The 19,480-nt window shown below is 33.8% G+C and carries 17 protein-coding genes; 9 read left to right on the top strand and 8 right to left on the bottom strand.

The features are described 5' to 3' along the window. Positions 1–220 precede the first annotated feature (220 nt). Positions 221–1,978 carry a tetratricopeptide repeat protein gene (locus BM024_RS06265; RefSeq protein ID WP_177190168.1) on the bottom strand — a complete coding sequence of 586 codons (1,758 nt, stop codon included), beginning with the start codon at positions 1,976–1,978 and terminating at the stop codon, positions 221–223. A gap of 402 nt (positions 1,979–2,380) precedes the next feature. Further along, on the bottom strand, positions 2,381–3,307 hold the full coding sequence (locus BM024_RS06260) for a hypothetical protein (protein WP_090678605.1): 927 nt from the start codon (positions 3,305–3,307) through the stop codon (positions 2,381–2,383). Between the two features lie 1,117 nt (positions 3,308–4,424). Here BM024_RS06260 and BM024_RS06255 point away from each other — a divergent pair. Next, positions 4,425–6,095: a tetratricopeptide repeat protein gene (locus tag BM024_RS06255; protein ID WP_090678604.1), complete on the top strand. Its 1,671-nt coding sequence runs from the start codon at positions 4,425–4,427 to the stop codon at positions 6,093–6,095. Between the two features lie 72 nt (positions 6,096–6,167). Here BM024_RS06255 and BM024_RS06250 read toward each other — a convergent pair whose 3' ends face one another. Both BM024_RS06250 and BM024_RS06245 read right to left on the bottom strand, forming a co-directional pair. After that, positions 6,168–6,662 (bottom strand): DinB family protein, encoded by a 495-nt coding sequence (locus BM024_RS06250; protein WP_090678603.1) that lies wholly within the window; start codon positions 6,660–6,662, stop codon positions 6,168–6,170. A 33-nt stretch (positions 6,663–6,695) separates the two neighbouring features. Next, positions 6,696–7,298 carry a thioredoxin family protein gene (locus BM024_RS06245; RefSeq protein ID WP_090678602.1) on the bottom strand — a complete coding sequence of 201 codons (603 nt, stop codon included), beginning with the start codon at positions 7,296–7,298 and terminating at the stop codon, positions 6,696–6,698. 62 nt (positions 7,299–7,360) lie between these two features. On the opposite strand from BM024_RS06245, the gene BM024_RS06240 reads away from it, so the two are divergent. From BM024_RS06240 to frr, 3 genes are read left to right on the top strand one after another with little or no spacing between them, the layout of a single operon-like run. Beyond that, on the top strand, positions 7,361–8,161 hold the full coding sequence (locus BM024_RS06240) for a patatin-like phospholipase family protein (protein ID WP_090678652.1): 801 nt from the start codon (positions 7,361–7,363) through the stop codon (positions 8,159–8,161). A gap of 45 nt (positions 8,162–8,206) precedes the next feature. Next, complete coding sequence (gene pyrH / locus BM024_RS06235) at positions 8,207–8,917, top strand: UMP kinase (RefSeq protein WP_090678601.1); 711 nt, start codon at positions 8,207–8,209, stop codon at positions 8,915–8,917. 8 nt (positions 8,918–8,925) lie between these two features. Continuing rightward, positions 8,926–9,489: a ribosome recycling factor gene (gene frr / locus BM024_RS06230; RefSeq protein ID WP_090678600.1), complete on the top strand. Its 564-nt coding sequence runs from the start codon at positions 8,926–8,928 to the stop codon at positions 9,487–9,489. 126 nt (positions 9,490–9,615) lie between these two features. Here the strand turns inward: frr and BM024_RS06225 are convergent, their stop codons facing one another. Then, the gene (locus BM024_RS06225; protein ID WP_090678599.1) at positions 9,616–9,942 is read right to left on the bottom strand and encodes a DMT family transporter; all 327 of its coding nucleotides are present in this window, start codon (positions 9,940–9,942) and stop codon (positions 9,616–9,618) included. A 244-nt stretch (positions 9,943–10,186) separates the two neighbouring features. Here BM024_RS06225 and BM024_RS06220 point away from each other — a divergent pair, with 244 nt between their 5' ends. From BM024_RS06220 to BM024_RS06205, 4 genes are all read left to right on the top strand, one after another. Then, the gene (locus BM024_RS06220) at positions 10,187–11,437 is read left to right on the top strand and encodes a PKD domain-containing protein (RefSeq protein WP_090678598.1); all 1,251 of its coding nucleotides are present in this window, start codon (positions 10,187–10,189) and stop codon (positions 11,435–11,437) included. A gap of 169 nt (positions 11,438–11,606) precedes the next feature. Beyond that, positions 11,607–13,040: an asparagine--tRNA ligase gene (asnS, locus tag BM024_RS06215; protein WP_090678597.1), complete on the top strand. Its 1,434-nt coding sequence runs from the start codon at positions 11,607–11,609 to the stop codon at positions 13,038–13,040. A 122-nt stretch (positions 13,041–13,162) separates the two neighbouring features. Beyond that, positions 13,163–14,623: an RNA polymerase factor sigma-54 gene (gene rpoN, locus BM024_RS06210; protein WP_090678596.1), complete on the top strand. Its 1,461-nt coding sequence runs from the start codon at positions 13,163–13,165 to the stop codon at positions 14,621–14,623. An 11-nt stretch (positions 14,624–14,634) separates the two neighbouring features. Then, positions 14,635–15,246, top strand: a complete 612-nt coding sequence (locus BM024_RS06205; RefSeq protein WP_143077731.1) for a hypothetical protein — start codon at positions 14,635–14,637, stop codon at positions 15,244–15,246. Here the strand turns inward: BM024_RS06205 and BM024_RS06200 are convergent. The 3 genes from BM024_RS06200 to BM024_RS06190 are packed head-to-tail and all read right to left on the bottom strand — an operon-like array spanning position 15,241 to position 18,965. Further along, entirely contained in the window at positions 15,241–15,936 is a 696-nt protein-coding gene (locus BM024_RS06200) for a porin family protein (protein ID WP_090678594.1), read from the bottom strand. The genes BM024_RS06205 and BM024_RS06200 overlap by 6 nt on opposite strands. A gap of 27 nt (positions 15,937–15,963) precedes the next feature. Continuing rightward, entirely contained in the window at positions 15,964–17,205 is a 1,242-nt protein-coding gene (locus tag BM024_RS06195) for a DUF3078 domain-containing protein (RefSeq protein WP_245753864.1), read from the bottom strand. After that, complete coding sequence (locus BM024_RS06190; protein WP_090678593.1) at positions 17,205–18,965, bottom strand: 1-deoxy-D-xylulose-5-phosphate synthase; 1,761 nt, start codon at positions 18,963–18,965, stop codon at positions 17,205–17,207. The genes BM024_RS06195 and BM024_RS06190 overlap by 1 nt, the downstream gene beginning before the upstream one ends. A 74-nt stretch (positions 18,966–19,039) precedes the next feature. On the opposite strand from BM024_RS06190, the gene BM024_RS06185 reads away from it, so the two are divergent. Continuing rightward, positions 19,040–19,480: a nucleoside deaminase gene (locus tag BM024_RS06185; protein WP_177190167.1), complete on the top strand. Its 441-nt coding sequence runs from the start codon at positions 19,040–19,042 to the stop codon at positions 19,478–19,480.

The following is a 19,480-nucleotide window of genomic DNA, read 5'->3' as shown; positions in this document are numbered from 1 at the left end:
CAGTAGACAAATAGTAGACAGATATTTTTTAACTTTTAAACAATCAGAAGATAATCAGGTGATTAAAAATAAAAACACTCAAATTTGGAGTTTTTAAAGTAAACAAGACCCTTTTAGAAGATTTTTGGGTTTCTAAAAACACAGATCCGATTAGACAAACACAAAAAAGACTAATATGTTAAAAAAAGACATACCTACTTCTTAACCTTACAAGGATAAACTACAAAGATTGTATAAATTCATCCAAATTTAACTTTGCATCTAAATCCATTTTTTTACGAATTCGATATCTATTTGTGATAATACTTCGCTGTTCGACATTCAAAAGAGATGCCATTTCATTGTTAGACATATTGATTTTAATATAAGCACAAATTCGAAGTTCACCTTTCGTTATTGAAGGGAATTTACTTTGAATAGTATTAAAAAACTCGGGATGAACTTTTTGGAATACTTGCTGAAATTGCCCCCAATCCTGTTCAACATTAGACAACCTATTCACAGAATGTCTAATACTATTTAAAACATTTGTTGGATTTGGTTCACTTTTACTTTTAGATATGATGTCTTTCAATTCACTTACAAAGTTATTCTTAGTAAGCATTAAGATATTGAGGGAAGTTAACTCCTTATTTAAAACTTCTAATTCCTGTTCATGGGCTTTCTCTTGTACATTCTTTAATTCCTTCTCCACTCGAATCACCTCTTCTAGATTTTCGTTTTCCAACAAATATATCTTCAGTGACTTACTTTTATTCTTATACATAGAATAAAACAATGCAATGAGTGAAAGGGCTAAGAAGGTAATTGCAATATACAAATAGGACTTAAATTCAAAACGCTGTTTTTCCAATTGCTGTTTTAGCTCTTGTTCTCTCAAAAGATTTTCCCACTTTAGCTTTTCGATGTTTTGAGTTACCCCGCTACCTTTTACCTGTTCGCTCAAAGAGTAATACTCTTTTAAATAACTGCTGTTTAGTTTATAATCTCCCTTTAATTCCGATATACGAGCTAAGGCATATAGACGTATCATTTTCGTACGTAAAGAGGTGTTTCCTTCTATATTGTTGGCTTGATTATAGTAATCGCTAGCCTTATCTAAATTCCCCTTCTGCTCGTAAACTTCACCATAATTACAAAGTATATCAGACTGTAGGTTGCCATTATTAATTTTTGATGCGATAAGAAATGCTTTATCGAAATAAGAAAGCGCATTTGTGAAGTCCTTATTTTTAAGAGCTAAAGCCCCAAGAGCATTAAGATTAATCGTAATTGTAATCGAATCATTTAACTCACTGGAAATCAACAGCGATCTCTTAATAAATTCTGCGTTTTTATCGTCTTCACCTTTAGCTGCATAAATACCAGCCATATTACCGTAATAAGAAGACATACCGCTTTTAATCTTCAGCTTTTCAAAAACGTTAAAAGCCGCTTCACAAAAATAAATAGCTTGGTCTAAATCATCCAGATAATAATAAATACCCGCCATACCCATAAAGATATGCGCATTTTTAACCTCATCCTTCTCTGTAGTATAAGTTAAAGCCTCTTGAAAAGCTTCTAAACTTTTCACATATTGACTAGTTTGCAAATAATAATATCCTGCAGTTCTTTTAAAATTAAATAACAAAGCTTCATTATCCAGCAACTTCGCATGAGCAACCCCATTCTCAATAAAGAATGGAACACTGTCCAACTGTCCAGCTTTCATTGCTTTTTTTAACTTATAGAAATACAAATTAGCTTGATCCGTTCCTAAATTAGAGTTAGAAACCTTAGCACTGAGCTCTTTGATTTTGTTGTCGACAATTCGACTATCTAAATTTAGTATAGAATCAACATCCGCATATTCAATAAACCCCGCTTCATTCTTAGAAAATTCCTTTTGCTCAAACTGCGTCCAAACAAAAAAAAGACCAATAAGAAGAATTAGTATTACAGCAACATATTTAATCCAAGAACTTCTGTTAAACATTTTAAACATTTTAATTTACGCTCAACACTAATTATAAAATATTCATTTCACATACAAGGTCACTTCTAAATAGAGGTTATAATTCAATGAAAAATGATTATTCAAAAATAAAAAACAATTATACAGCTGTAAATATAATATTGTTGTCCCTATTAATACAAAACTCTTCTTACTATATTCAATTGTTTTATACAATAAAACAGAGCATAATCTCAAAATGACAATATAATATTCAAACTTTAAAAAAATTACTTCTTTTAAAAACTAAGTTTATTGTCATTCCCCAATTCTCAGTCTCCTGTCCCCTAAAAAGGTTTCTTTTACTACTTTAAATGACAAATCCCAACGGTCTCAATAAAGAGGGTTGGGATTGGTTGTTGGTTTAATTAATATCTAAAGCCTCTACTTCTTTACTCTTTTAATATCATATCTCATAACTCGTTCTTTTGAAATTGAGTCTGGTCTATCAACAACATAAAACTCCTTTTCAAAAGGTCTTTCATCCTCTTCTAACAATAATGTTTTATTTTCATTTTTTAATTCCATGTTTACTTCGTAAACAAAACCACGTATTGTATATTTTCCAGATGTCTCAAAAGTAACTCCAAAAAAACCGTCATTATCTTTAGAATAAAATGTGTCCACCTTACATTCTAAAATATTACTATAATCAGGCTTTAAATCATATCCTATACATATATTCGTATCGGAACACTCTTTCAGTCTCTTTTTTAATTTTAATGTACCCGCACTTTTTCCTACATAAAGAGTATCTGGCAATGTAATTTCAAAATATTCACTTTTGGACTCTATTATATTACCAACACTGTCAAATTTCATATATTGATTATACTTATTCTTGGAATCACCTTTCTGATAAAAATATTTCATTTCTTCTAAGACTCCTTCATTATAATATTTCCACCAACCTATTCGTTCTCCATTATAAGACAAACCATCTATCATAACATTTCCTTTCAAATCATAACGACGATATTTCCCGCTTTTTAATTCAATTGTATCATTTGATTTAGTATACTTCCTTGCAAAATCTCCATACTTCTCACCCGTATCATAATAGTCAAATAATGTATCAACCACAGTATTATCTTCCAAATAATACAATGCATTCCTCAAATTACCACTATCAAAGTAGATTTTTCGCTTAGTAATAATATCGTTTTCATAAAAAATCTCGTCTTCTAACTTTCCATTTTGAAAAAACTTTTGTTCTATTCTAGAATCATTACAACTACTAAACAATAAAAACAATATTCCAATAATAAAATATAAATTACCTTGATTCGCTTTCTTAGTTAACACAAACATTCAATTGATACTTTTATTTCCTAATTCAGTTACAATACTGATATTACTATTTTTAAACATCAAATGTAATCTTTTCAATGAATGTAATACTGAATTGACATTCAAAAATCATCATTGCTTAAAAAAGCTCAAATCCCATCCATTAATAGCTCTCAACATCAAATCTACATCACAAATACTCCTACTATAAAGGACCATACCTCTTTCAAAACTATACTTAAAGTCCACTCAACCTCCACATGTTTTGTAGACCTTTAGTGGACTTTCAGTGACCTTGACTAAACATTACACACTTTATCCAACCCTAATCCAAGCTTTTGATAGCAACCAAAAAAGGGATGAAATCTAAATAAATAGACATCAACCCTTTTTTACAAAACTTCGTTGCTATTCGCTTTGCCCTTTTCGGTCTCCTATCACCAAATTTCTGTCTCCTAATTCCAGTTTCCTTCGGGTCTTGTTTGGGTCTTGTTCGGAAAACGGGCCTCTAACCCAAGTAAACACTGGAAATCCCCGAAGAACTCCCGAACAAAGCACTTTTAATAAAAAACAATTATCTGATTTTAAGCAACTTATAAATAAAAATAAATCAAATGAAATCATTTGATATCAAGTTATATCAAGTTATATCAAACGAGATCATTATAATCATCCATTGAAATTTAGTGTTACTTTTTTAGTATATAAATATAATTGGAGTTGGTAGAAATCTATTTTTCCATAACTGCTATTGTCTAACCTCAATTTAACGAATTTATTCACTCAATCCTCTTACCTAACTTCCTTTCAACACATTTCCATCCCTAACTTCTTATCTATAAGATTGCGGATCAGTCCCGCAATGACAAACTACTGCTTTGCCTCCTTAACCTCTTCGCTTATCTTCAAATCAACGAATTAGCTTCATAGCCTATTTACAAATAAACGAATAACCGCATTCACTAATAACCAAATCAACAAATTCGCAAATTCACAAATTATCTCACTTATAAATCATAATTTTATATACTTTTGTAAGTAACTAACAAGAATTTCAATTCACCTTTTACTACGCGACATGCCTCTTAAGAAATTAATTCTCTTACTGGTACTATCTATTTGCATACCTCAACAATCTATGGCCTTCAGATTCACTCCCTCAAAATGGGATAAGATCTTAGTAGAAGCACGTCAATTCACAGACACCATAGCTTTAAAAAACTACCTGCTCGAGAATACCGAAGAAGAGAATGAATCAACCTATCAGATCCTCTACAATGCCCTTATGGCTGAGTATTACATTGATGAAATAGACAAACAAGACCCTAAAATAGTATCTCTTTATAACGATGCTCTTTCTTTAGCAAAATCAAACAAGGACGAAGGTTTTTTAATTTGGATTGAAACCCAATTAGGCTTTTACTACTATAGACATAATCAATATGAAAAAGCTCTGACTTACTTTAATAAAACCACAAGGGCATTAGAAAATTCAAATTCGCAAATTGTACCCGAGAAAGCTTCTGTTTATAAAAAGAATGCTTACTTCTTTCAAACGATAAAAAATTATCCTACTGCTATAGCCTTATTAAAAGAAGCCTTACAGTGGTGCGAAACAACTTGCTCCGAATACAATTCTATTCTGTTCTCTCTGGGTTGTAATTACTTGATTTCTGACGACTATCAACAAGCTCAATACTATTTAGAAGAAAGTAGAAAAGTGGCAATACAAAACAACGATGAACTGCAATACGCTAAAGCAACTGGTGAACTTGGACTATTACATAGAAAACTAGGTGATTTAAAACTTGCTAAAAAATTATTAAAAGAAGACATTGAAATATCAGATAAAATTCAAGAAGGTAGGAATTCAATGTATGCTCGAATCCACTTGGGTACACTTTTAATAGAAACCAAAGAACTTGAAAACGCTTCTCTTGAATTGCACAAGGCACTGGATTATGCCCAATCGAAAGAATACCTAAAAGGCTACGAATACGATATATATAAGTTACTGCTACAAATCGCACAACAACTTAACAACACTCAAGAAGAAATTTCAATTAGAAGACATTTGGATGAATTATCTTCATTGATATCAGATACTGAAAGTGAAGACAAAGTAAACCAATTGAAATGGCAAGCTCAGAACGAACAAATAAAATGGCAATTGTCATCTAGTAGTTCAAAACTAAGCAAAGCAAAAAACACAATGTGGTATGCAACTTTGTCTTTTATAGGAATCCTTGGAATTTTTATTTACTTATATATTTCAAATCGAAAGAAATCAAAAATTCAAGTTCATGAATTAGATGAAATGATTGCCACATTTCAACGAGAAAAATCAGAAGCAGAAACACATCTCAATCAAACAACACAGTCTTTAAGCTCTTACCAACAGTATTTAGAAGAAAAGAATATACAGATAAAACAATTACAAAAAGAATTAAAGAACCTAAAAAAAGCCAACCTGTCCACGAGCCTTCAAAAGCAAAAAACAGGAATTGAAGATCTATTAAATTCTCATTTGATGACAGATGAAAATTGGGGTAACTTTAAAAATTCTTTTATCGCAGAAAAAGACATTGTCTATAACGCTATTAAAGACCAATTGCCAGACTTAACCGAATCCAACCTACGAATGGTCATGCTTCATGTTCTAGGTCTTAACAATACACAAATCGCGAATACACTAGGGATAACGAATGAAGCTGTTAAAAAGAGTAAACAGCGCATGAGAAAAAAATATGGAAATCAATTTGACGATCTACTAGAAAGTTTTCAAAAGCTAGAAAATCAATCAAATTAAACCAAATACGATATTAAAAGTCGCAATACAACTGTGTTTTCATTTACTAGTTGCATTGCGACTTTTTAAAAATTACTGCTGTTCATCAGCCGAAGGCCCATAGATTCCAGGAACTGGAATATCCAATAATCTCATATAGACAGAAAGTTGTCCTCTGTGATGAATTAAGTGGTTATTTACCACAAAACGAATCGCAGCTATTTTTGGTGCAGTCATAATCACATAATCTCCAGATTGCAATGTCCAATCTTCAAACAATAATGCTTCATCCAAATTCTCGATAATATCTTTTGTTTCAGCTACACTGCTTTTCAAAACAGTTGACAAACTAGACACATCCTCCAATTTCATTGGAGCGTAGTCTTTTTGAAAATCTAGAACTGATTGAGTTATCACTAAAGACATCCAATCGTGTAATTCAACTATGTGGTTGGCTAAAGCTCCTAGCGACATCGATTTAGGATGTGGCTTCCATGAAAAGTCAGCACCTTCTAAACGTTCTAACATTCTCAAAGTGTTATCACTTTCTCTCTCTAGCTCAATCAATAAACTTTGTTTAATACTCATAATACTGTAATAATTATTTAATTAGTGTTGTTTTTATTTATCTAAGTCGAGCATCATTGCAACAACTTCTTCTTCAATTTGCTCTCCTTTGTTTTCATTATACCATTTAAACAAGCCCTCTTTCCCAGCTTCATCTAAAGCACCATGCGTAGCTTTATAATTCTCTACATAAGCAACCGCACCAGCAGGACGTGGTCCCCAGTGATTCAGCACCTCTTTAGTCTCCGGATCTAAAACCAATAGTTTTGGAATTGCTCTACCACCATTTGTTAGAAACAAGTCCATCAACTCTAAGTTTTGGTCTCTAAAAACCAAACGCATATCTATTAAATCTGAAAGCTCCGCCAATTTATTAAGTATCGGTAAACACTGAGCTGCATCACCACACCAGCTTTCTGTGATCACCAACCAGATATACGATTTTTTCAGTTCTTGTATTTTAAGAGCAGACTGTTCGCCTATTTGAGTGGTCTTATCCAACCTCTTAAGACGAGTTTCATTCAATGTCGCATAAGGTAACATAGTATCCTCAATCTCCAATTTTTGAGGATTATTTTGAAGTGCTTCACTTACAAAAGTTCTATAATCAGGATAACTTTTACTTTTTTCTAGACTTGATACAATTATGTTTTTCATTTGTAGTATTTTTAACAAAATCAAAGATACATTTTTTTCAAAACGAAATTGATTTCAAACAAATGAATGAAGCCAAAACATCTATTGGACTAGCCCTCTCTGGGGGAGGCTACAAAGGTATTGCACATGCAGGAGTACTTCACTTTTTAGAAGAGCAAGGAATTTCTATCAATCAATTAGCCGGCACTAGTGCGGGAGCTATTGTAGGGGCTTTATACTTAAAAGGTTTAAGGCCACTAGAGATACTTGATTTTTTCAAATCGGTAAACTTATTCAATTGGCATCATTTCACTTTAAGAAAAGCAGGACTCATGGATGCAAATTCCTTTGAGGTATATCTAAAAGATATTTTTAAAGAAGACACTCTGGGAGATCTTCGAATTCCGCTTTACATCACAGCTACCAACATGGAACTAGGAAAATTAGAGATCTTTGAACCAGAAACCAAAATTGTAGATGCAGTATTGGCCTCAAGTGCGTTTCCAGGGATTTTTTCACCTTATAAAATTGGAGATACTGTATATAGTGATGGAGGAATTTTAAACAACTTCCCAACCAACCTAATTCACTCCAAAAACAAATACATCATTGGTGTAAACGTTTGTCCGTTACAAGAAGTGAAAGAAGAAGATTTACATTCGATTCGTTCTGTAACTGTTAGAGCCTATGAATTGATGACAACTATAAACAACCGTCAAAAAGCCACTCTATGCGATTGGTTAATAGAACCTAAAGAACTCTCAAACTACACTACCTTTGAACGAAATAAGTTGCGAATGAACGAGATTTTCGAATTAGGTTATAGTACTGCAAAAGAATCTTTTATGGATAAAGCGGTTAATTTTGAAAAAGCTGTTTTATAAAAACAGATATTGGTTATATTTGCACAACTTAAAAACGTACTTTCAATGAAATACAAAAGAATTCTACTAAAATTAAGTGGAGAAGCCTTAATGGGAGAAAATCAATACGGTATTGATCCAAAAAAATTAGCAGAATACGCTGCAGAGATTAAAAAAGTACACGAACAAGGAGTAGAAATTGCGATTGTTATTGGTGGGGGTAATATCTTCAGAGGAGTTTCTGGTGCAAGTGCAGGAATGGACCGCGTTCAAGGTGACTATATGGGAATGCTAGCAACCATTATTAATGGAATGGCATTGCAAGGAGCTTTAGAAGAAGTAGGATTGCTAACGCGTTTGCAAACAGCTTTAAAAATTGAAGCAGTTGCAGAACCTTACATCAAAAGAAGAGCTGTACGTCATTTAGAAAAAGGAAGAATCGTTATTTTCGGAGCTGGAACAGGAAACCCTTATTTCACAACCGATACAGCAGCAGTTCTTAGAGGAGTTGAAATCAATGCAGATGTAATTTTAAAAGGAACTCGTGTGGATGGTGTTTATACAGCAGACCCAGAAAAAGATCCAAATGCAGTAAAATACGAAAGCATAACGTTTAGTGATGTTCTTAAAGAAGGATTAAACGTAATGGACTCTACGGCTTTTACATTGAGTTTAGAAAACGAATTACCGATTGTGGTATTTGATATGAATAAAGAGAATAACTTGTTAAAAGTGTGCCAAGGGGAAGCCATTGGAACAACTGTAAACATTAATTAGTACACATTATGACTGAAGAAATAAATTTTATAATCTCAGGCGCAAAAGAGCTAATGGAAAACTCTATAGCTCACTTAGAGAAACAGTTTTTAAACATCCGTGCTGGAAAAGCATCTCCACAAATGTTAGGTAGTGTTTTTGTAGATTATTACGGTTCTCCAACACCATTGTCTCAAGTAGCTAATGTAAATGTTCCCGATGCACGTACACTTTCAGTGACCCCATGGGAAAAAAGTATGTTACAACCAATTGAAAAAGCAATCATGATTGCTAACTTAGGACTTAATCCTATGAACAATGGGGAAAACATCATTATAAACATTCCGGCATTAACAGAAGAAAGACGTAAAGAATTAGCTAAACAAGCTAAATCAGAAGCTGAGGATGCTAAAGTAAGTATTCGAAACGTACGTAAGGACGCGAATAACGATATCAAAAAAGAAGAGAAAGACGGAACTTCTGAGGATATTTGTAAAATTGCAGAAGACAGCATTCAAAAACTTACTGATACTTATATCAAAAAAGTAGACGAAGTTTATGCTGTGAAAGAAGTAGAAATCATGACTGTTTAATTATATTAAACACTTCACTATAACAAAAAAATCCGATTCAATTGAATCGGATTTTTTTTATCCTTTAAATAATCACAAAAAAAGACGCTCAAATAAAAGCGCCTTCTATAGTTTCTTTATCATAATTTAATTTGAAACAAACTTCAATCCAATAATGGATGCAATAAGTGTTGAGATAAAGAAGACTCTCCAAAAATCTACTGATTCCTTAAAGACAAATATTCCAACCAAAACAGTACCTACAGCACCTATTCCCGTCCAAACAGCATAAGCCGTTCCAATCGGCAATGTCTGAGTTGCTTTATAAAGCAAAAACATACTGATGCTCAAGCAAACGAAAAAACCAACCATCCATAAAGCCGAAGTAGTTCCCGAAGTTTCTTTTGCCTTTCCTAAACAAGATGCAAACCCTACTTCAAACAGTCCACCTATAATTAACAACAACCAATTCATAATAGTAACTTTCAAAATTAAGTTTGCAAAGATAGTCTACACAAACACTTTTGCTGTATATTATTTTTAATTTAATATTTTAAAAACCAAACAAGCATCCATTTCTGTATTTAAAATATTTTTATCAAAAAAAGTATTTATTTCCATTCAAAAGAAACACAACATCACAGTTATTCTCTTTCAATTTTCTATATTTGAGTAATTTTTAACAATATTAAAACATAAATTATCAAATAAGCTCTTTATGAAATTAACAACTATCCTCTTTTTTCTATTATGCAGCATAGTCCTATGGTCCCAAAAAACAAAAAAAGTATTTTTCATAGGAAACAGCTATACCGCAACAGAAAATATTCCAGATTTGATTGAGAAAATTGCTAAAGACTCAGGTGACCAATTAATTTATGAAGCACACACACCAGGAGGAGCAACTTTAAAACAGCATTCAGAAAATACTTATGTAAAGAACACTATTGACATAGGAGATTGGAACTATGTTGTACTACAAGAGCAAAGTCAACTCCCCTCTTTCCCTACACCCGATGTCAACAACTTAGTCGCTCCCTATGCTGCCACATTAAGCAAACAAATAAAAAACAGCAACCCATGTACTGAAGTAACCTTCTATATGACATGGGGACGAAAATATGGAGACGCTGGAAACTGTCCTACATGGCCTCCCGTATGCACTTATTTAGGTATGGATGATTTAATTAGCAATACATACAAAAACCTAGCAAACAACAATAAAGGAATTATTTCTCCAGTGGGTGCTGTGTGGCGTTATCTAATCAATAACTATCCCGCTTATGATTTATATTCTAGCGATGAATCGCATCCATCTCAATTTGGGGCAATGGCATCTGCATATACCTTTTATACCGTTTTCTTTAAAAGAGACCCTTACGCTTCAACCTTTGCAAACTCATTGCCTGCTCCAGCTTTAGCTGCTATTCAAGAAGCTGTTAAAACTGTCGTTTACAACAACATGAAAGCATGGAACCTCTTAAATCAAATGCCTATAGCAGATTTCGATTACAACGCTACTGATGAAACCATCAGTTTCCTAGATTTTTCTACCAATGCAGACACTTATGAATGGGATTTTGGAGATGGAACAACTGACAATACAGCTACACCAGTTCATACATATACTAAAAAAGGAACATATACAGTTACCCTAACTATAACCAAATGTGGAGAATCGAGCAAAACCAGCAAAACCATACAGATAGAAAACCTATCTTTAAACTCCTTTGCCGGCACTCAGTTACTTTTATACCCAAATCCAGCATCAACAAATCTGAATTTAAATACTGAAATAGATTTCGAAAACATAACTGTATTTGATATAATGGGAAGGTCGTACAAAACAGATTTTCAAGAAAACACCTCTGGCTATCTTATAGACATACAGAACCTAGCAACAGGAATCTACTTTTTACAAATTGAAAAATCAGGAAACACATCTCAAATTAAATTTATTAAAAACTAGATATTTGGAGACAAAATCATAAAGTAAAGAATGGGAGTTCTAAAACTAAGAAACCACAACCCTTCTAATTTCTCTCATCTCTACTATTCCATACATATTTTTAGTATCTTTGCAGGTATTTTAGATTTTCTAGAATTGATATTTTTTACATTAAATATAACAAGCAACAATGAAGCATACCAAAATTATTGATCTAATTAATAGCACGAATTTTTTACACGAAGTAAAAGCTAAAGGATGGGTTCGAACTTTTAGAAACAATCAATTTATCGCATTAAATGATGGTTCTACAATCAAAAACATCCAATGTGTAGTTGATTTTGAGAATTTACCTGCTGATTTATTAAAAAAGATTCATACAGGAGCAGCAATATCTGTTACTGGAACTTTGGTGGAAAGTAAAGGCGCTGGTCAAAATGTAGAGATTCAAGTAAACAATCTAGAGGTATTAGGGGAAGCTAATCCAGATGAATATCCTATTCAACCTAAAAAACACTCTTTAGAATTTTTACGTGAACAAGCTCACCTTAGAGTTAGAACAAATGCTTTTGGCGCAATTATGCGTGTTAGAAGTGTTCTATCTTATGCTGTTCACAAATATTTTCAAGACAAAGGCTTTGTTTATTTCAATGCCCCAATTATAACTGGTTCTGACGCTGAAGGTGCTGGAGAAATGTTTAGAGTTACTTCTTTACCATTAGACAATCTTCCTAAGAAAGAAGATGGTTCTATTGATTTCAGCGAAGATTTCTTCGGAAAAACTACTAACCTTACCGTTTCTGGTCAATTAGAAGCAGAAGCATATGCAATGGCTTTAGGTCAAGTTTATACTTTTGGCCCTACTTTCCGCGCTGAAAACTCAAACACTTCAAGACACTTAGCTGAGTTTTGGATGATTGAACCTGAAGTTGCTTTCAACAATCTTGACGACAACATGGATTTGGCTGAAGACTTTATTAAATACGTTATTAAATACGTACTTGAAAAGTGTGAAGACGATCTACAGTTCTTAGAAGAACGTTTATTAAGCGAAGAAAAAAACAAACCACAAGCTGAACGAAGCGATATGAGTCTTTTACAAAAATTAAACTTTGTATTAGAGAACAATTTCAAACGCGTTAGCTACACAGAAGCTATTGATATTTTAAAAGGTTGTAAACCTAATAAAAATAAAAAATTCAAATATCTAATCAACGAATGGGGTGCTGACTTACAAAGTGAGCATGAGCGTTTCTTGGTAGAAAAACACTTTAAATGTCCAGTAATCTTATTTGATTACCCAGCTGATATTAAAGCATTTTATATGAGAATGAACGAAGACGGAAAAACCGTTCGTGCCATGGATATCCTATTCCCTGGAATTGGAGAGATTGTTGGAGGTTCTCAAAGAGAAGAACGCTATGACAAATTGGTTGAGCGCATGGAAGCCATGGGTGTTGACCAAGAAGAGTTATGGTGGTATTTAGAAACTCGTAAGTTTGGTACTGCTACACATAGTGGTTTTGGACTTGGATTTGAGCGTCTAGTGCTGTTTGTTACTGGAATGACAAACATCAGAGATGTGATTCCTTTCCCAAGAACTCCACAAAACGCTGAGTTCTAACATTAACTGTATTTATTTTAAATGTTTACTTTATCCGCTAATTTTATTAAATTTGATAAAATTGAAAGCGAATAAAGTAAACATTTTTTTATTGCTAGTATTATCTTTTTATTTTCAAAACAATGCTTAAACAGAACTTACAACTTAAACTATCTCAAAAACTTTCACCTCAGCAGATTCAACTGATGAAGCTGATTCAATTGCCTACGCTTGCTTTTGAACAAAGGCTGAAAGAAGAGATGATTGAGAATCCGGCATTGGAATCTGGAAAAGAAGAAGACATCAACGAGATGGATGAATTTGACAATAACGATGAGTTCGACGATTACGACAATGAACGCATTGAGACAGAAGACATCAATATCGACGAATATTTAAGCGATGACGAAACACCTGACTATAAACTTCAAGCGAACAACTACAGTCAAGATGACGATGATTACGAATCGCCTATTATAGCATCTGTAAGTTTTCACCAAGACTTGTTAAACCAGTTAAACACTTTCATCCTAGATGACCAAGAAAGAAGCATAGCCGAATTTCTTGTTGGAAGTATTGACGATATGGGATACATTCGAAGAGCTATTTCCGACATTGTCGACGACTTAGCTTTTACTCAAGGTATCTATACAGATGAGGAAACCGTTACCCAAGTATTGCAAATAATCCATGAACTAGAACCAGCAGGTGTTGGTGCTAGAGATTTACAAGAATGTTTATTGTTGCAATTGCGTCATAAAACACCTAGTGAGTCTGTTGAATTTGCAATTAACATCATACAAAATCAATTTGATGCTTTTACCAAAAAGCACTATGATAAATTGCTACTTAAATATGGAGTTTCTAAAGACCTATTGCGCGCAGCTATAGACGAAATAGAGCGCCTTAACCCAAAACCAGGTGGAGCTTTCTCTGGAAATAATAAAATCATAGAACACGTTATTCCTGATTTTTCTATCAAAATCATCGATGGAGAATTAGAACTAAGTTTAAACGGCAGAAATGCTCCAGAACTACACATTTCTAAAGACTATCAGGAGATGTTGCAGACATATAAAGATTCTTCAAAAGCTTCTAACGCACAAAAAGACGCAGTTCAATTCATCAAACAAAAGCTAGATGGAGCCAAATGGTTTATAGACGCCATTAAACAGCGCCAAGAAACCCTTTTTGTGACCATGAGCGCCATTATGGAGTATCAAAACGAGTATTTCCTTACTGGAGATGAAACAAAGCTAAAACCGATGATTCTAAAGGATATAGCCGATGTGGTTGGTTTAGATATTTCAACGGTTTCTAGAGTTGCAAACAGCAAGTATGTTGAAACTCCTTATGGAACCAAATTGATTAAGACGTTCTTCTCGGAAGCGATGATGAACGACCAAGGAGAAGAAGTTTCTACTATTGAAATCAAAAAGATTTTAGAACATATCATTCGCGATGAAGACAAGAAAAAACCTCATCCAGATGATAAGCTTGCCGAATTGCTAAAAGAAAAAGGGTATCCAATCGCTCGAAGAACTGTTGCAAAATACAGAGAACAACTAGACATTCCAGTGGCTAGAATGCGTAAAAAAATATAAGCAATAGAAAAATGAGAAAAACAATTTCTTTTTTCTCCTACATTTTCCATCCTATTGTTATTCCAACACTAGCGATTTTGCTGTACTTTTTAGATGCCTATGTGTTTTTTCAACCTTTGGAAATAAGCATTACTATTGGTCAGGTTGTAGTTACAACCTTTCTAATTCCTACTGCTATTTACTTTCTATTGCATTCGCTACACGCATTGAAGTCCAGCATAATGGTTCACAATAAAAAAGAAAGGATTACTCCCTTCTTAATTCAAATAGGTCTGCTATTCTTATTAAAGAACTATATTCTACAAGCGAACAACGTATATGAATTCAACCTTTTTATTTGGGGGTTGATGTACACCTATATCGGGTTGACTATATGTTTGCTTTTTGGAAAAAAGCTCAGCGTACACGTAGCAAACATAACAGCCTTATTAGCTTTTTATGTGTTGTTTTCTCTACACTTTTATGAGGCACATTTGATAGGTACTATTTTGCTGATTTTCGCTCTTGGGCTAACCGCAACTTCTAGACTTTTTCTAAAAGCACATACTACTAAAGAAGTTATTGGAGGTTTTTTATTAGGATTAATCCCTCAGCTTATCTTGTGGACTATAATAGCCCTATAAGATATAAAACATCAAACCAGCGTTGAAATAACGAAGCTTATTTGAATCTCCTTCAAACAAATTATCTTTATAGATATTATTCAATCCATAAGAAACATGTAGATTCCACGTATTGAACCCTGCAGATACATACATACTATAAGTCCACTTGTTCAAATTAACCATATTCTTCTGCAAAAAACTTGTTCCCAATTCATCGGAAGTACTGTTTTTATTAGTCAAAAGATAACTTGCTTTAAGCCCCACATACACACGCCAAAACTTGTGACTATCAGGAGTAGAAGTTCTCCAACGCAATTCTAGTGGAAAATCAATATAATGCCTATTCTGTGCATTTCTATTATAACTTTCCATTATAACAAATTCATTGCTCGGCATAACCGCAAGATTATTATGAAGATTAAAATAGGAATATCCCACACCAGGTGCTATAGCAATGGTTCTGCTCTCATTTATTGGAAAGTCTCTTAAAAAACCGAATTGAACACCTAAAGACAGTGTTCGAGGTGAGAACCCCTTAGGTTTATCTTGAAGAATAGAGTGAGTGACACCAAAATAAAATTGGTCCTCTCTGTATTTTAAATCTGGTGCATGACTAGACGGTAAAACGATGCTATCTTTTTCCAGAGCTTGTGAAAAGCCCGTTAAACACCAAAAGACACTTAACAAACAAGCTACCTTTCTATTCATAATTATTGTATTTAGTGTATAAAAATACTAAAAAGTATATGCCAATCCTACACCGAGAAGCTGTTTAAATTGCACTCTTGGCCCTTCTATAATTTGTTCTCCATTAACCTCTCGCTTATTCTTAATATTATCGTCATAAATCAATTGAGCACCAACATTAGCTTTTACAAAATCATTGATTTTCATATCAAATGATATTTGCCAGCTGATATCCACATTTCCAAACCCATTAACATAGTCTGTATACAATGATAATTTATGATCTATAGTTATATTCTTAAAAATCTCCCTCTTCCATTCATTGCTCAACAAAAGACCTACTTCACTTCTTGAATTCTTACCTTTACTCACAAGCACACCATTCTCATCGTAAACAGCTGCATCTACACCAAAAGCCCCCTGATTCGCAAGTGTTTCATCCATTACAAATGTCGACTTCAAAGTAATTGGTGCAATATAGAATTTCATATTCGTCATAGGTTCAGAATACTCAGCACCCACCCCTAGAAACAAATAAGCTGGAGCCATAAACATAGATATAGGTTGCTCCACATTCGGATAAGCATAACCCTCTGTAAATTGCGTCTTAAAATTCAACTTAGAAGTATAATACCAATCGGAAAGAGTTCCTGATTTATATCCGAAAGTAGAATTCAATTCCAAAACGTCATCTGTTTTTCGCATCTCTCTACCTTCTTGCTGATTTAAACCATAACGAACAGCTAAATTGGTATCCCATATCAAACGTCCTTTTGTAAACTTTAGTCCCAAGTCTATCTTGGCCAAACCAGAAATAGAATTATCCCCCCCAGAACTCCAATTCACAAACGAAATCTGATTCATATCTAACCCCGTCTTTACAATTTTATCCCAATACCCAATGATTGTATCATTCTTAGGTATGAAATTTAGGTTGATTTTTGCTGGAACATAATTAGCAACTATAGGCGCTAATTTAGGCTTGTTTCTTTCTACAAAAATCTCTGGTTTAAAATAAGGTATTGCATTATTACCATCAAACATAACCGCTATCCGAGTTCTATTTGAGGTTACACTGTTATTCTTTAAAGGTAAAAATCCCATAAGAGGATTGAAAGGATTATTCTGTGCACTGACATCTTTGTCTCCTACTTTATCTGCAACACGGAATTTTACTGTATCCTTAACTGTTTCCGTTTCCTGAGCATATACCCCTTGAAAAAGAATTAAGGACATTCCTAATAGTATTATTTTGATGGTATTTTTTAAAAGTAAAGTAATCGAATTCATTAATTATTTATTATTTCAACAATAGCTTGTGTATCTATACCGCAATACTCTTGCTGTTCAACAACAGTGGCGTGTTCAATGTATTCATCGGGCACACCTTTTATTTCCAATTCAACATCGGTATAATTCTCAGCTACAAAATTAGCAATAATACTGCCAAATCCACCCTTTACCGTTCCATCTTCTATTGTAACTAATTTTTTATATATTTTACAAAGCTCATGAAGTACCGTTTCATCAATTGGTTTTACACTTAAAAAATGATAATGCCCCCATTTGTTATTAGTAGCTCTCTCAAATGCACTTATAACATTATTACCAATAGTACCGGTAGTTAAAAAAGCACTACTAGTTCCCTTTTTCAACATTTTCACCTTTTTCAAATCAAGTTTCTCAAAAGGTTTTTTCCAATCTTTCAACACCCCTCTACCTCTAGGATAGCGAATTGCAATAGGATATTCGATCCCTAACTGAACAGTATACAACAAATTTCTCAACTCCAATTCATTAATTGGAGCAACGATTTGTATTTGTGGAATGCAATTAAGATATGCTAAATCATAGAGCCCATGATGTGTAGCCCCATCTTCTCCAACTAAGCCAGCTCTATCCAAACAAAAAACAACTGGTAATTGTTGCAGAGCAACATCGTGTATCACTTGGTCATAAGCCCGTTGCAAAAAAGTGGAATAGATAGCACAGAAAGGCAATAACCCTTGAGTTGCCATCCCAGCTGCTAATGTTACAGCATGCTGTTCAGCAATTCCTACATCAAAACCTCGTTCGGGAAATGCATCCATCATAAACTTCATGGAACTCCCTGTTGGCATAGCAGGAGTTATTCCAACAATCTTTTGGTTTTTAGTAGCTAATTCCACTAACGTCAATCCAAAAACATCTTGATACTTCGCGGGTAAATGCCCTTCATCGTTGGGTAATAACTCCCCTGTTAGATTGTCAAACTTACCCGGAGCGTGGTATTTTACCTGATTCTCTTCAGCTTGTTTAAGTCCCTTTCCCTTTGTAGTTATCACATGCAGGAACTTAGGTCCCTTTACTTTTTTAAGTCTTTTTAATTCTCGAATCAATCTCGGCAAATCATGTCCATCGATAGGACCAGAATAATCGAAATTCAACGATTTTATCATATTATTTTCAGGTGGGTTTATTCCAGATTTAACCGAAGTTAAATAATCTTTTAAAGCCCCTACACTAGGATCTATACCAATAGCATTATCATTGAGTATTACCAGAATATTTGCATCGCTAACCCCAGCATGATTCAATCCCTCAAATGCCATACCTGATGCGATAGAAGCATCTCCAACTACAGCGACATGCTGTCTTTTAGTTTTTTTCTGCAATTTAGATGCAATTGCCATTCCTAAAGCTGCGGAGATAGCTGTTGAAGAATGTCCAACTCCAAAGGTGTCATAAATACTTTCCTTTCTATTCGGGAACCCACTAATTCCACCTTTTTGTCGATTGGTATGGAAATCATTTTTCCTACCTGTAAGTATTTTATGACCGTAAGCTTGATGTCCTACATCCCAAACCAATAAATCATCTGGTGTGTTAAAAACATAGTGTAATGCTATGGTTAACTCAACTACTCCCAGACTAGCTCCTAGATGCCCTTCTTTAACAGCGACTATATCAATAATAAATTGCCGCACTTCGTGAGCTAAGGTGGATAATTCCGGGATTTCCAACATTCGTATATCCCCGGGAACCGCTATTTTTGATAGTAAATCAGACATTTTAGGTGTAATTAAAAACAAAATTACGATATTGTTTTTACTTTTGAGTTCACAAACCCCTTTTAGCTTTAAAAATGATGGATCTGTTTACTGATGAGTATTTTATGCAAATGGCTTTAAAAGAAGCTCAACTAGCCTTCGACAAAGGAGAAATTCCGGTTGGAGCTATAGTGGTTTCCAATCAACAAGTGATTGCAAAATCTCACAACCTAACAGAATTACTCTGTGATGTCACTGCTCATGCTGAAATCCAAGCGATATCATCTGCGGCTAACTATATCGGTGGAAAATACTTGAAGGACTGTACGCTTTTTGTAACACTAGAACCTTGTCAAATGTGTGCAGGAGCTCTCTATTGGAGTCAAATTTCTCGTGTGGTTTTTGGAGCTTCTGATGAAAAAAGAGGTTTTCGCTCTTTAGGTGGTCAATTACATCCAAAAACAACTATCACAACCGGAGTTCTGGAAAACCCGTGCCGTGACTTAATGCTTTCCTTTTTTACAAAAAGAAGATAA

The sequence above is a fragment of the Myroides guanonis genome, from assembly GCF_900114085.1.
Classification (GTDB): domain Bacteria; phylum Bacteroidota; class Bacteroidia; order Flavobacteriales; family Flavobacteriaceae; genus Flavobacterium; species Flavobacterium guanonis.
The sequence above is the reverse complement of the archived record's forward strand: the minus strand, read 5'-3'. Positions and strand labels throughout refer to the sequence as shown.

Bases quoted from the DNA above. Each gene is read 5' to 3' on its own strand.
- BM024_RS06200 (WP_090678594.1), bottom strand. From the start codon at position 15,936: ATGAATAGAAAGGTAGCTTGTTTGTTAAGTGTCTTTTGGTGTTTAACG.
- BM024_RS06250 (WP_090678603.1), bottom strand. From the start codon at position 6,662: ATGAGTATTAAACAAAGTTTATTGATTGAGCTAGAGAGAGAAAGTGAT.
- frr (WP_090678600.1), top strand. From the start codon at position 8,926: ATGACTGAAGAAATAAATTTTATAATCTCAGGCGCAAAAGAGCTAATG.
- BM024_RS06265 (WP_177190168.1), bottom strand. From the start codon at position 1,978: ATGTTTAACAGAAGTTCTTGGATTAAATATGTTGCTGTAATACTAATT.
- BM024_RS06220 (WP_090678598.1), top strand. From the start codon at position 10,187: ATGAAATTAACAACTATCCTCTTTTTTCTATTATGCAGCATAGTCCTA.
- asnS (WP_090678597.1), top strand. From the start codon at position 11,607: ATGAAGCATACCAAAATTATTGATCTAATTAATAGCACGAATTTTTTA.
- BM024_RS06195 (WP_245753864.1), bottom strand. From the start codon at position 17,205: ATGAATTCGATTACTTTACTTTTAAAAAATACCATCAAAATAATACTA.
- BM024_RS06255 (WP_090678604.1), top strand. From the start codon at position 4,425: ATGGCCTTCAGATTCACTCCCTCAAAATGGGATAAGATCTTAGTAGAA.
- rpoN (WP_090678596.1), top strand. From the start codon at position 13,163: ATGCTTAAACAGAACTTACAACTTAAACTATCTCAAAAACTTTCACCT.
- BM024_RS06185 (WP_177190167.1), top strand. From the start codon at position 19,040: ATGATGGATCTGTTTACTGATGAGTATTTTATGCAAATGGCTTTAAAA.
- BM024_RS06245 (WP_090678602.1), bottom strand. From the start codon at position 7,298: ATGAAAAACATAATTGTATCAAGTCTAGAAAAAAGTAAAAGTTATCCT.
- BM024_RS06225 (WP_090678599.1), bottom strand. From the start codon at position 9,942: ATGAATTGGTTGTTGTTAATTATAGGTGGACTGTTTGAAGTAGGGTTT.
- BM024_RS06190 (WP_090678593.1), bottom strand. From the start codon at position 18,965: ATGTCTGATTTACTATCAAAAATAGCGGTTCCCGGGGATATACGAATG.
- BM024_RS06240 (WP_090678652.1), top strand. From the start codon at position 7,361: ATGAATGAAGCCAAAACATCTATTGGACTAGCCCTCTCTGGGGGAGGC.
- BM024_RS06205 (WP_143077731.1), top strand. From the start codon at position 14,635: ATGAGAAAAACAATTTCTTTTTTCTCCTACATTTTCCATCCTATTGTT.
- BM024_RS06260 (WP_090678605.1), bottom strand. From the start codon at position 3,307: ATGTTTGTGTTAACTAAGAAAGCGAATCAAGGTAATTTATATTTTATT.
- pyrH (WP_090678601.1), top strand. From the start codon at position 8,207: ATGAAATACAAAAGAATTCTACTAAAATTAAGTGGAGAAGCCTTAATG.